Source organism: Desulfonatronospira sp. (assembly GCA_003563255.1).
GTDB lineage: Bacteria > Desulfobacterota > Desulfovibrionia > Desulfovibrionales > Desulfonatronovibrionaceae > Desulfonatronospira.
The window spans coordinates 1-11380 of record PWSL01000183.1 but is presented as its reverse complement, the minus strand read 5'-3'; the positions used below and the strand labels follow the sequence as shown (position 1 = coordinate 11380).

11 protein-coding genes are annotated in these 11380 nt (G+C 53.0%); 5 read left to right on the top strand and 6 right to left on the bottom strand.

From position 1 onward, the window contains the following. Positions 1–160: 160 nt before the first annotated feature. The 4 genes from QZP87_RS05300 to rpiB all read left to right on the top strand — a co-directional run bounded on the left by QZP87_RS05300 (position 161) and on the right by rpiB (position 3792). A complete protein-coding gene (locus tag QZP87_RS05300) occupies positions 161–1867 on the top strand; it encodes a tetratricopeptide repeat protein (protein WP_291321880.1) in 1707 nt (568 codons plus the stop codon). Beyond that, positions 1864–2622, top strand: a complete 759-nt coding sequence (locus QZP87_RS05295; RefSeq protein WP_291321879.1) for a hypothetical protein — start codon at positions 1864–1866, stop codon at positions 2620–2622. Before QZP87_RS05300 ends, QZP87_RS05295 begins: the two co-directional genes overlap by 4 nt. 333 nt (positions 2623–2955) lie before the next feature. Further along, complete coding sequence (locus QZP87_RS05290) at positions 2956–3327, top strand: hypothetical protein (RefSeq protein WP_291321878.1); 372 nt, start codon at positions 2956–2958, stop codon at positions 3325–3327. Between the two features lie 27 nt (positions 3328–3354). After that, positions 3355–3792 (top strand): ribose 5-phosphate isomerase B, encoded by a 438-nt coding sequence (gene rpiB / locus QZP87_RS05285; protein WP_291321877.1) that lies wholly within the window; start codon positions 3355–3357, stop codon positions 3790–3792. Between the two features lie 225 nt (positions 3793–4017). Here the strand turns inward: rpiB and QZP87_RS05280 are convergent, their stop codons facing one another. The 6 genes from QZP87_RS05280 to fliS form a co-directional block, all read right to left on the bottom strand. Beyond that, positions 4018–4470 carry an AsnC family transcriptional regulator gene (locus tag QZP87_RS05280; RefSeq protein WP_291321876.1) on the bottom strand — a complete coding sequence of 151 codons (453 nt, stop codon included), beginning with the start codon at positions 4468–4470 and terminating at the stop codon, positions 4018–4020. A 15-nt stretch (positions 4471–4485) separates the two neighbouring features. Next, a complete protein-coding gene (gene ahbD, locus QZP87_RS05275; RefSeq protein ID WP_291321875.1) occupies positions 4486–5568 on the bottom strand; it encodes a heme b synthase in 1083 nt (360 codons plus the stop codon). Further along, positions 5561–6550: a porphobilinogen synthase gene (gene hemB / locus QZP87_RS05270; RefSeq protein ID WP_291321874.1), complete on the bottom strand. Its 990-nt coding sequence runs from the start codon at positions 6548–6550 to the stop codon at positions 5561–5563. Before hemB ends, ahbD begins: the two co-directional genes overlap by 8 nt. Continuing rightward, a complete protein-coding gene (gene ahbC, locus QZP87_RS05265; protein WP_291321873.1) occupies positions 6547–7731 on the bottom strand; it encodes a 12,18-didecarboxysiroheme deacetylase in 1185 nt (394 codons plus the stop codon). The genes hemB and ahbC overlap by 4 nt, the downstream gene beginning before the upstream one ends. Before the next feature lie 36 nt (positions 7732–7767). After that, positions 7768–8676, bottom strand: a complete 909-nt coding sequence (locus QZP87_RS05260; RefSeq protein WP_291321872.1) for a YIP1 family protein — start codon at positions 8674–8676, stop codon at positions 7768–7770. Positions 8677–8880: 204 nt separating this feature from the next. Beyond that, positions 8881–9264 (bottom strand): flagellar export chaperone FliS, encoded by a 384-nt coding sequence (fliS, locus tag QZP87_RS05255; protein WP_291321871.1) that lies wholly within the window; start codon positions 9262–9264, stop codon positions 8881–8883. A gap of 683 nt (positions 9265–9947) precedes the next feature. On the opposite strand from fliS, the gene cbiB reads away from it, so the two are divergent. Beyond that, positions 9948–10937, top strand: coding sequence for an adenosylcobinamide-phosphate synthase CbiB (gene cbiB, locus QZP87_RS05250; RefSeq protein WP_291321870.1), 990 nt, complete (start codon positions 9948–9950; stop codon positions 10935–10937). Positions 10938–11380: the final 443 nt, after the last annotated feature.

Sequence of the window (11380 nt, the reverse complement as noted above, 5' to 3'; positions counted from 1 at the left end):
GGGTTTCACTGGGACGGATTTCACTGGGTGTGATCTGCCTGCCCCGTAAAATTTCTTCCCATTTTACTGGGGTGGGCTAAAAACTCTTTTCTTATCTGGGTTGCGGGCAAAGCCCGCTTTAAATGAGTGAGAGTATACTAATATAACCCCGGTTTGATGTATGTATAAAATAATTCCGGCCCTCATTCTGGCAGCGGTTATTGCTGCCTGCGCCCAAAAATCAGAACCTCCAGAACTGTTTGAGGTTGAGCGCGAGCTTACCCCTCAGGCTCAGGTGACCTACAACTATCTCAAGTTTCTTGATTATCAGGCTGCAGGGGATTACGAGCAGGCCGCCCTGGCCCTGGAAAAAGCCCTGGTGCTGGGCCCGGCTGTCAGGCTTTACCAGGACCTGGCCAGGACATACCTGCGCCAGGATAAAACCTGCAGAGCTCTGCAAACCCTGGAAGATGCCCTGAAGTTTTTCCCCAAAAACCCTCAACTCTACTTTCAACTGGCCGAGTTTCACCTGATGCTGGACAACAGATCCAAGGCGGTGAAGGCTCTCGAGCAGTACAAGGAAATGGTTCCTGATGACCTGGGAGTTTATGGGGACCTGGCCGCATTTTATATTGAAATGCGCAATTTTGCCGCTGCAGTGGATCTTTTGCAGGAAGTGGCGCCGTACCAGAGGACGCCGGAGATGCATTACTATTTGGGCAGGGCCAAGAGTGAGCTGGGAGAAAGGGCTGCCGCCGTAAAACATTTGCAGAGAGCAGTGCAGGCCAGGCCGGGTTTTTTGCAGGCCTGGGCTGAAAAAGCCTTTATCTACGAACTGGACAGGAATTACCTGCAGGCAGAGCGCACATACCAGCAACTGCTGAAAATGGGAGAAAGGAGCCCGGACCTGATTCTTCGAATCGTGGAGCTGAATCTGCTCTTAAACGATCCGGAAAGGGCCATCCATATGTCCATGCAGGGCCCTGAAGAGGCTCAATTTCAGCTGGAACTAGTGCATCAGTTTATCCAGAACGATTTTTATGAGCATGCCATGATTCTTATGCAGGACATGATGCATGACGGGGACTACCCTGAGACCATCTACTTCTACCTGGCTCTGACCGCCTACGAGGGAGAAGATGATGCCGGCAGAGCTCTGGATTATCTGTCCAGGGTTTCCAGAGATGACCCCTACCATCTGCAGGCCGTTGCCTTCCAGGTGCAGATATATTTTCACGAGGATGATTATCAAAAGGCCCTGGAAATGGCCCGCGAAGGGCGAAAAGTCCATCCCAGTTCCGAAAGGATGTACCTTTTCCAAGCCATAGTACTGGAAGCAATGGAAGAATACGATGAGGCCATGCAGATTCTGAATGAGGGCCTTGAAAAGTGGCCGGGCAATACGGACTTCTTGTTCCGCAAGGGCGTGGTTCTGGACAAAAGCGACAGGAAAGAAGAGTCCCTGCTCATGATGGAGGAGATCATCGCCCTGGACCAGGATCACCACGAGGCCCTGAACTACGTGGGTTATACTCTTGCGGAACAGGACCGGGACCTGGACAGAGCTCTCATCCTAATAAAAAGGGCCCTGGAGCTGGAGCCCGGCAATGGTTACTATATTGATTCCCTGGCCTGGGTTTATTATCAGAAGGGCAAATATCAGGAGGCCTGGGAGGAAATTCTCAGGGCTGTGGAGCAGGTGGATGACGACCCGGTAATCTGGGAGCACTACGGTGACATAGCCAAGGCCCTGAGTAAGCGCAAACAGGCCCTTCAGGGTTATGAAAAGGCCCTGGAACTGGACCCTGAAAACCCGGAGCGCATCCGGAAGCAAAAATCAATACTCAAGAATATGCTCGAAAACGAGTCGGCAAAGGCAGGGCCATGATAATGGACTTCCGGGCTTTGTGCATTTTTTGTTGCGTGTTGTTACTGGCGGCGGCCTGTGCCCCCAAGCGCCCTCCTGTGGAGAGGCCTCCCGGGGTGGTGTGGGAGGACTTTTGGTCCAGGACCCCAAGCTATCAGGAGGATCAGCCGTTTTTTATCCGGGGCAGCGTCAACTATTCCACTTCCCGGGAGCAACGCCGGGTGCAGGCGGTTATATGGGGTTTTGCAGGGTACCCGGTGCGCATGGATCTGTCTGCCGGTTTCGGGCAGACCGTGTCCATGTGGCTGGAGGATAAGTTCAGGTGGGAGGCCTACAATCCCGGAGAAAACACCCGCTACGTACATCACGACGGCAGCAGGGGGGCTACTCTGCTTGGTTTTCCCACACCCATGGATCTCAGGCAAACCAGTCTGGTATTGCTGGGGGATTTTCAGCACCTGATACCAGGGCGGTACAACCGGGTTGAATCCCGTGACAATATGTGGAAGTATTACTTTGACAACAGCAACGTCACAAGCGTTTTACTGGACCAGCAGGGCAACCTGCAATGGGTTGCTGGAGACGGGTGGCAAGTGGAGTTTAAGGGGTATGAACAGGAAAACGGCCTGTTCTATTTTTCCAGGCTGGACATGCAGCTTTCCGGCGACAGAGAGGCGGTCATCCGCATACAGGCCGTGGACATGGAACGTGACTGGGACGAAAAACAGATGAGCCTGGAATTGCCCGATGACACCCGGACAATATTTCTGCACTGATTATCACTAGATGCATCTGCAAAAAGTCGGGGAATGAAATATTCAGTAATCAACAATCTACATAACTCTTTTGCTCTTGTTCCCAGGCTCCAGCCTGGGAACACCATTTTTTTGTGGCTTTGCTCTTGTTCCCAGGCTCCAGCCTGGCAACGAGAGGTGTCTGTTTGCTCTTGTTCCCAGGCTCCAGCCTGGGAACACCATTTTTTTGTGGCTCCAGCCACATTCTGAAGGTACAATCGGGGACAGGCACTTTTCCCGATGGACAACTGTCACTTCTTACAATAAAAAGGGCTGAACTGTTTCACAACATCCAAACCTTACGGAGCATCCACCATGAATTATCAGGAAAAAATGAAAAGTGTAGTGCGCAACTATGAGATGAACCCTTTGCAGCTGTTCCTGGTGGGATGGCGTCTGATTGTCAGCGAGATAAGATGGAATGCCATCCGCCTTTTCAGACAGTGGGAGATCCATCAGCTGAAAAAGCGGCTGGACCATGAAAAGCAGAGGTTGGGTGAGGCAATCAGTTCCAGGACTTCAAGACAGCAGGACAGCGTGAATCTGAAAGATCCTGAGATGGAACTGGTTCTGGGGCAGGTGAGTTTTCTGGAAGAGGAAATAGCTAACCTGGAAAACGAACTCCAGGTCAAACGCAAAGCTTTCCTGGATAATCGCCGATCCAGGTACCTGGGTGAACAGGATTAATTCAGCTTTGTTGCTGGTAAAAATATCATGAGTAATGCCGTGATTTTCGGTTCGGATCATGCCGGGCTGAACCTTAAAAAGGTGCTCATGGGCCGTCTGGATGAAAAACGGACAATAATCGACGTGGGGACGGAAGACTTTTCCAGTTGCGATTATCCCGTGTATGCAGGCAGGCTGTGTAAAATGGTATTGGAGATGGATTGCCCGGGTGTGCTGATCTGTGGGTCGGGCATAGGGATGTCCATGGCGGCCAACCGCTTCCGGGGAATCAGGGCCGCACTTTGCGGCAACGAGTACATGGCCAGGATGTCCAGGATGCACAACAATGCCAATGTCTTATGCATGGGCGAAAGGATCATTGGGGTGGACCTGGCAGGAAGCATCATGGATGTTTTCCTGGAAACCGGGTTTGAGGGTGGAAGACACTCAAAGCGTCTGGATATTCTTGAAGAAATAAACGACTAAAGCGGGCTACGCCCGCTACCCAGTTATCTGTTATTTGTTAATTGTTAATAGGGTAAGGCAGTTAAGTTAGGCTTTTGTTCTTCAACAATTAACAATTAACAATAACCTGGGAACAAGAGGTAACCAGGAACGAAGAACCAGGAACCAGGAACCGATTAAAGCCCATGGCTGGCAGGGTCTCAGGAACAAGTCAACGTCAAGCCACGTTCCAGTGTCGGTGCAGGATTATTCCATGGGAAAATCCACTTTGATCTTGAACATTTTTTGTGCGGGCAGGTTCAGAATTTCGATGCCTGTTCTGGCTGTGATCTGCTTTAGAGAGTCCTGGACCTGCTCCTTGGACGGCCCGATATAAGTAAACCAGACATTGTTTCTGTGCCTGCGCAGGTAGTTGTGAGTCACTCCGGGGTGCTGGTTGACCTCTGCTATGAATTCTTCAAGCTTTTCTTCCGGCACCGCAGCAGCGCATAGCGTGCTGTGCCAGCCCAGTTGCCTGGAATTGAAGTTTCCGCCTATTCTTCTGATCACCCCTTTTTGCTTCAGCCCCCTGACCCTGGCCAGGGTCTCGGCCTGGGTCAGCCCAACCATGCGGCCCACTACGGCATAAGGCCTGGGATCTATGGGAAAATCCGTCTGGATTATATCCAGGATTTTTTTGTCGGTCTCGCTTAGTTCCAAAGCTTTCCCCTTAAATTAGCTCTTGACGGGCTGATAGGAGCACAGGGGTTCTTCAGCCAGGTAATCCCCACTCATGGTATATGCCCTGGCCCGGCACCCCCCGCAGACGCGGTGGAATTCACAATCACCACATTTGCCCCTGTAGGTGCTAATGTCACGCAAGGCATTGAAATGCTGCGAGTTTTTCCATATTTCAGGAAAAGGCGCAGTTTTTATGCTGCCGCAGTCCAGTTCCAGATATCCGCAGGGCTGCACTCGGCCCACGTGGGAAATAAAGCAGAATCCAATGCCCCCCAGGCAGCCCCTGGACATGGCGTCCAGGCCGAAGTTTTCCCTGGTGACGGCTACATTTTCTTCGCGGGCCCGCTGGCGCATGATGCGGTAGTAATGCGGCGCACAAGTGGCTTTCAGGTGCATGTCTGTTGTTTTTCTAAAGTCATAGAACCAGTTCAGGACCTCTTCGTACTGCAGGGCGCTTATGAACTGGTCTTGCAGGTCCGCCCCCCTGCCGGTGGGCACCAGCATGAAGATATGCCAGGCCGCAGCACCCAGGTCCCTGGCCAGGTTGAATATATCCTTGAACTTGTCCAGGTTGTCTTTGGTGACAGTAGTGTTGATCTGAAACTCAACCCCGGCTGATTTGAGAAATTCGATGCCGGCCATGGACTGCTGAAATGCACCGGGCACGCCGCGCAGATCATCGTGTTCTCCGGCGGTGGGCCCGTCGATGGAGATGCTGCAGCGCTGGATCCCGGCGGATTTTATTTCTTTAGCGTTTTCCAGGGTGATAAGTGTCCCGTTGGGAGCCATGACGCAGCGAAGTCCCTTGGAATCGGCGTAGGAGACGAGTTCGAAAATGTCCGGGCGCAGCAGGGGTTCGCCCCCGGTGAAGATGACCACAGGGTTGCCCACCTGGGGGAATGTATCTATCAGGGCCTTGGCCTGCAAGGTGTCAAGCTCTCCAGGGTACGGCTCCAGATGGGCCTCGGCCCGGCAGTGTCTGCAGGCCAGGTTGCAGGACCTGGTAACCTCCCAGGCCACCAGCCTCAGGGCAGGGGCCTTGGAAAAGCTTTGAGCATCGTGGTGTGGTTTATTCATTGCCGGCCACCCATCCCAGGATTTCCCGGGCGAAATATGTAATAATTATATCCGCTCCGGCCCTTTTTACGGCGGTGATCGATTCCAGGGCAACGCTTTTTTCATCCAGCCATCCAAGTTGTGCTGCGGCCTTGATCTGGCTGTATTCCCCGCTTACCTGGTAAGCCGCTACCGGCAGGTCAAACGAGTTTCTAAGGGCGCTTATAATGTCCAGGTAGGGCAGGGCGGGCTTGACCATGAGTATGTCCGCGCCCTGGATGATATCTGCTTCAGCCTCCCGCAGGGCTTCCCTGGCGTTGCCGGGGTCCATCTGGTAGGTCTTGCGGTCTCCAAAGGAAGGGGCGCTCTGGGCCGCTTCCCGGAAGGGGCCGTAATAGGCAGAGGCATATTTGACCGCGTAAGACATGAGCGGAAGTTCCTGAAAGCCCCGGCTGTCCAGGAGATCCCGGATGGCCTGGACCCGGCCGTCCATCATGTCCGAGGGGGCCACCATGTCGGCGCCGGCCTCCGCGTGTGACAGGGCGGTCTTGGCCAGAAGATCCAGGCTGGGGTCGTTTTGAACCCGCTGGTCCTGGATAATGCCGCAATGCCCGTGATCCATGTATTCGCAGAGGCAGACGTCGGTAATGACCACCAGGGCGGGAAAGCGCTTCTTGAGTCTTTGAACCGCCTGCTGGATTATTCCGTCCGGTGCGTAGGCCTGGCCGGCCTGACTGTTTTTTTGGGCAGGAATGCCGAAGAGGATAACGCTTTTCAGGCCCAGGTCCACTGCCCGGGCCACTTCTTCCTCCAGTGCGGCCGGCGCGAGCTGACTCTGCCCGGGCATGGAGGCTATGGGACGAAAGTCTTTTTCATCGCTGGATTCCAGGACAAAAAAAGGCTGCACCAGATTGCGGGGCAACAGGTCCGTTTCCCGGACCAGGTGCCGGATGGACTTTGATGAGCGAAGCCTTCGGCCGCGGTAGAAATTTGATGTATTCATTTTTGCTTTATTTCCTCGTCTGTCAGGTAACAGGCCGGGTCCTGGGCCCAGATGTCGCCGTAATAGGCCTCGGCCCTGGCCCTGAAGTTGCCGGCGCAGACGTTTAAGAATCTGCATGCGGCGCATCTGCCGCCGACGTATTTTTTCTTGTCCTTCAGCTTGCTTAAAAGTTCTATGGAATCGTCCTCCCAGATCCGGGAAAAAGGACGTTCCAGAACATTGCCTAAGACATGCTGACGCCAGAACTGATCCGGGTGAACACTGCCGTCCCAGGAGATGCACCCGATGCCCCGGCCGGAGTTGTTGCCTTCGTTGAACTGCAGAAGTTCAAAGACCTCTTTCGCCCGTTCAGGGTCTTCCTTGAGGAGTCGAAGGTATATATAGGGGCCATCGGCATGATTGTCTACAGTAAGGACTTCTTTGGGCATACCGGCATCGAACAGGGCCCGGGTTTGATCCAGAATCAGGTTCACCAGGTTTCTGGTGCCCTGATGGCCAAGGTCTTCATTGATCAGATCGGAGCCGCGGCCGGAATAGACCAGGTGGTAGAAGCACACCCTGGGGATATCCATGTCCTTGAGGATCTGAAATATTTTGGGGACTTCAGAGACGTTTCTCTTGTTGACGGTAAAGCGAAGGCCAACCTTGAGGCCCTGCTCCTGGCAGTTTTCCACCCCCTGCATGGCCCTGTCAAATGAACCGGGCACCCCCCGGAACCTGTCATGCACTTCTCGGCCGCCGTCTATGGATATGCCCACGTAGGAAAGCCCAACGTCCTTCAGCTCCCGGGCCTTGGCTTTTGTAATGAGGGTCCCATTGGTGGAAATCACCGCCCGCATGCCGCGGCCTACAGCGTGGCTGGCCAGTTCTACCAGGTCCCTGCGCACCAGGGGTTCCCCCCCGGAAAAGAGCATCACTGGCGCACCGTAATCAGCCAGGTCGTTAGTTATCTCTTTGGCCGCAAGGGTATCTATCTCGTCGCTGCCATGCTCGTCCAGGGCCTGGGCATAGCAGTGAACGCATTTGAGATTGCAGCGCCTGGTCATGTTCCAGACCACCACCGGTTTTTTATCCTTGGAAAACTGCAGAAGGTGCGAAGGCATTTTTCCGGCCTGGCGGCCATAGCGCAAGGCGTCCGCAGCCTCAACTGCTCCGCAGTATAGCTTGGAGATTCCTATCATTGAATTCCCTTTTCTATAGAGTTGAAATAATATCCATTATGGACCCATCATCATGGTGGCCAGGAGTACGACTATCATAACGGGCGCAATAAGAGCCAGGATGACCCTGGTGTAGCTCGTGCCATGGATGTACCTGTAGCCCATGACCGTTACCACCAGAGACCAGACGGCGCCTATGAACGGACCAAGTATGGGCAGAACCCCCAAAAGCATGGGCGCACTTCCGTAGGCCGTGGCCCTGAAGGTGCCTTCAAAGCCCGACCTGCCGGCCTGGAAAGCCATGAGAAACAGATGTGTGACACCGGAAACAATGAATAACCAGGCAGCCATAAAAAGGGGATATACGAGTAAAATGAGAGCCGAGCCGGCACCCACCATGCCTATACCCATTCCCGGAGCGCCGTGTTCTGCAGCGGCAGGGAACATCCCGGTCATATTCCAGAGGAAAGTGGCCAGCACCTGAATAACCGAGACCAGGACGAAAAACCCCAGGGGCATCCCCAGTCCCCCGGGCTGCATCTTGCGGAAAAAAGGTCCCGGGGCGAGCATGACCCTCTTGACGGTTTCAAAAAAGCCGGGGAAAAATCCGTACTGCTGCAGGTTTTCCCAGGGAGAGGCAGAACTTTCTTCCTGCACGGCCTGCTCTCTTTGCGGCTCTTCCCTGGGGCCCCCCAGGTCTTCCAGCTTGCTCCACAGACTCTCCTCATTGTTTTCCTCCCTGGAAGACTTTTCACGGTGCGGTTTTGAATCCCCCTTGTCCTGTTCGGTTGAATCTCCGAAGTCTTCCCGGAAGTCATCTTCCAGAGTGAATTCCTGAGGTTCTTCCAGGTCACGGAACTGGAACTTCTCTTTGCATTTGGGGCAGGTGGCTCTGAAGGCGTGTTCGGGAATCTTATCGTCCGGCACATCCTGCTGAAACATGCATTTGGGACAGGTTATACGCATATATGGTCCTCTAGGGTCATGGTTTATTTTTGGGATACCGTGATGTAAGCATCATTGCTGATGCCAAATACCACTACAGCGTCACTTTGTGTATATGTAACCATATCCATATAAGAGGTCTAAATCAAGTCTGGAGATTAGGGCGAAAAAAAGGGACCTGGTATTCAGGTCCCTGGAGATGCTGCTGAATGGAGAGCAGGAGAATTATTGCGGGTTTTTCTGCTTGCGGTTTACTTCGGCAAATGCGGAGGCTACTTGTTTGAGCATGTTGATCACTTCGTCGAGTTTTTCAATATCCAGTTTCAGGCTGGCCATGAGAATCCTGGCCTGGCAGTTGGCATAAAAAGCATGCAGGTGCTGGGCGATTTCGCCTCCCTTTTCGGCGTTGAGACTGGAATTTAATTCTCCAATTATCAGTAGAGCTTTGTCGATCCTTTCTCCCTTTGCGATATAGTCTTTTTCAATAATTTTTTCCTTGGCCTGTTCCAGGAATTTGACCGCGGCTTCATACAACTGAACAACCAAGTCTTCTTTGGTAGTGGTCTTGACTTTGGTCTGGAAGTAAGCTCTGGCTGCGTTGGAGTACATATTCCCCCCTGTGATATGACTTGATAGTTTTATATGCCTTATTTAATTCTCTATATCGGCCCGGGACGGAATTACTTTAGTCGCTCAGCACAAATTTCAAATTAACTTGTTGGTAACGTTTTCTGACATCCTGCTTGTCACGCCTATGGCGTGATTGAACAAATCCGAAGGATTTCCGGTTGTACTTTCTTCCTTCGTGTCCTTTGTGCCTCTGTGGTTCAAACTTTCTTGTTTTTTATGACAGGGTTGCAGGAGTAAGCCACTAGGCTTTTTCTGCGACCCTGCGCGGAAAAAGAGGCCCCTACGGGGCATCATTCGGTTAACCCTTGCAGGATGCGTTGAGCACGGGGACTGGCTCTCCGGGCACTTATTTTTCTAATCTGTTTCTTGTTCAATAAAAAATAAGTGCCGGGGTGCCTGTCCCCACTAGACATGCAAGCAGGGATTTTTTTTCTTTTCTTTTCCTTCTTGTTCCCAGGCTCCAGCCTGGGAACAAGAGGTAACCAGGAACGAAGAACCAGGAACCACGAACCGATTTTTACGACCAACATGTTTGTTTGAAATTTGTGCCAAGCTCCTGGTTGAACTGCCTTACCTATTAACAATTAACAAATAACAGATAACTGGGTTGCGGGCATGGCCCGCTTTAGCAGTTACATCTTATGTTAACTCAGGTAATATAAATGTTTGAATGTCTGATTATACTGGTCCTGGCCTTCGGGCTGGATTTGATTCTGGGAGACCCGGTGTATCGCCTGCACCCGGTACGCCTCATGGGTGCAGCGGTTACCCGGATGGAGAGGATGCTTTTCGGCCTGGGACTGAATGGTGTCTGCGGGGGAGCAGTCCTTGTGGTTTCATTGTTGCTGGTGATAAATGTCCTGGTTGTCGGGGTTGTTCGTCTGTGTGCAATGATTCCGTTTATGGACCTTATTACCATGGTCTTCCTGGTTTATTCCTGCATGGGATTGAAGGATCTGGCTAAGCATACCCAGCCCATAGCCAGGACTCTGGAAAAGGGTGATATTTCCAGGGCCAGAGCATTGCTGCAGATGATTGTCGGCCGGGACACGAATCTGCTGGATCGCTCTGGAGTGGCCAGGGCCGCGGTTGAGAGCGTGGCCGAGAACTTTGTGGACGGTTACCTGGCCCTGGTGTTCTGGTTTACAGCGGGCTGTATCCTGGGCTTACTGTCAGGGGTGGACCCGTCTGTGTCAGGAGTGGTCATGGCTGTCAGCTACCGCATGGTAAACACTCTGGATGCCATGGTGGGCTACCGCAGCATCAGGTATGTGCACTTCGGGCGTTTTACAGCCGGACTGGATGACGCTTTAAACCATGTCCCGGCCAGGATGAGCATATTCGTCATCAGTCTGGGTGCGCTCGCTTGCGGCTATGACTGGAGAAATGCCCTGGTTACAGGACTCAGAGACCGCCGGAAGCACGCATCCCCCAATGCTGGACACAGCGAGGCGGCCATGGCCGGAGCTTTGCAAATCCGGCTGGGAGGGCCGGTGCAGTATGCTTTTGCACTGGTGGAAAAGCCATGGATGGGGGATGGGGGGCAGGCCCCCGGACCGGGGCATATCAGGGCCGCCCTCAAGATCATCCACTGCGCTTCCTGGATCGGCCTTGCCATGGCCATGGCGGTACTGACTGCAGGTTGTTTCTAACGCGGACTAAGCCCGCAACCCAGATAAGAAAAGAGTGTGTTGCCCACCACGTTTGAATGCAAGAAATTCAATCACGCCAGAAGCATGACAGGCAGATCACCCCAGTTTAGGGATGTTTACCTCTCGTTCCCAGGCTCCAGCCGCTCCCCTCTCGCTCCCAGGCTCCAGCCTGGGAACAAGAAAAGAAACGCGGGGACTGTCCCAAGTGTGGGATACGAGCACTTCTTTATCTTGGGTTGCGGGCAAAGCCCGCCTTAGACAGGATTAACCCAGATTAAATGAAAAGAAATTTAACCGGGCATACAGGATGGACATGATTACTTTTTGGCCTGGCTTCCGCCTGTCACGCCTGTGGCGTGATTTAATTGCTCGCAGAGCAAGCCCGAAGGGCATTAAACTGGGAGCCAGGACAAAAATGGTTTTCTCTTAATCCATCTCTTAAT

What these genes read in the sequence shown, in the direction of transcription:
- fliS (WP_291321871.1), bottom strand. Translation starts at nt 9,264, where the DNA reads ATGTACTCCAACGCAGCCAGAGCTTACTTCCAGACCAAAGTCAAGACC.
- QZP87_RS05290 (WP_291321878.1), top strand. Translation starts at nt 2,956, where the DNA reads ATGAATTATCAGGAAAAAATGAAAAGTGTAGTGCGCAACTATGAGATG.
- ahbD (WP_291321875.1), bottom strand. Translation starts at nt 5,568, where the DNA reads ATGAATAAACCACACCACGATGCTCAAAGCTTTTCCAAGGCCCCTGCC.
- QZP87_RS05295 (WP_291321879.1), top strand. Translation starts at nt 1,864, where the DNA reads ATGATAATGGACTTCCGGGCTTTGTGCATTTTTTGTTGCGTGTTGTTA.
- QZP87_RS05260 (WP_291321872.1), bottom strand. Translation starts at nt 8,676, where the DNA reads ATGCGTATAACCTGTCCCAAATGCATGTTTCAGCAGGATGTGCCGGAC.
- rpiB (WP_291321877.1), top strand. Translation starts at nt 3,355, where the DNA reads ATGAGTAATGCCGTGATTTTCGGTTCGGATCATGCCGGGCTGAACCTT.
- QZP87_RS05300 (WP_291321880.1), top strand. Translation starts at nt 161, where the DNA reads ATGTATAAAATAATTCCGGCCCTCATTCTGGCAGCGGTTATTGCTGCC.
- ahbC (WP_291321873.1), bottom strand. Translation starts at nt 7,731, where the DNA reads ATGATAGGAATCTCCAAGCTATACTGCGGAGCAGTTGAGGCTGCGGAC.
- hemB (WP_291321874.1), bottom strand. Translation starts at nt 6,550, where the DNA reads ATGAATACATCAAATTTCTACCGCGGCCGAAGGCTTCGCTCATCAAAG.
- cbiB (WP_291321870.1), top strand. Translation starts at nt 9,948, where the DNA reads ATGTTTGAATGTCTGATTATACTGGTCCTGGCCTTCGGGCTGGATTTG.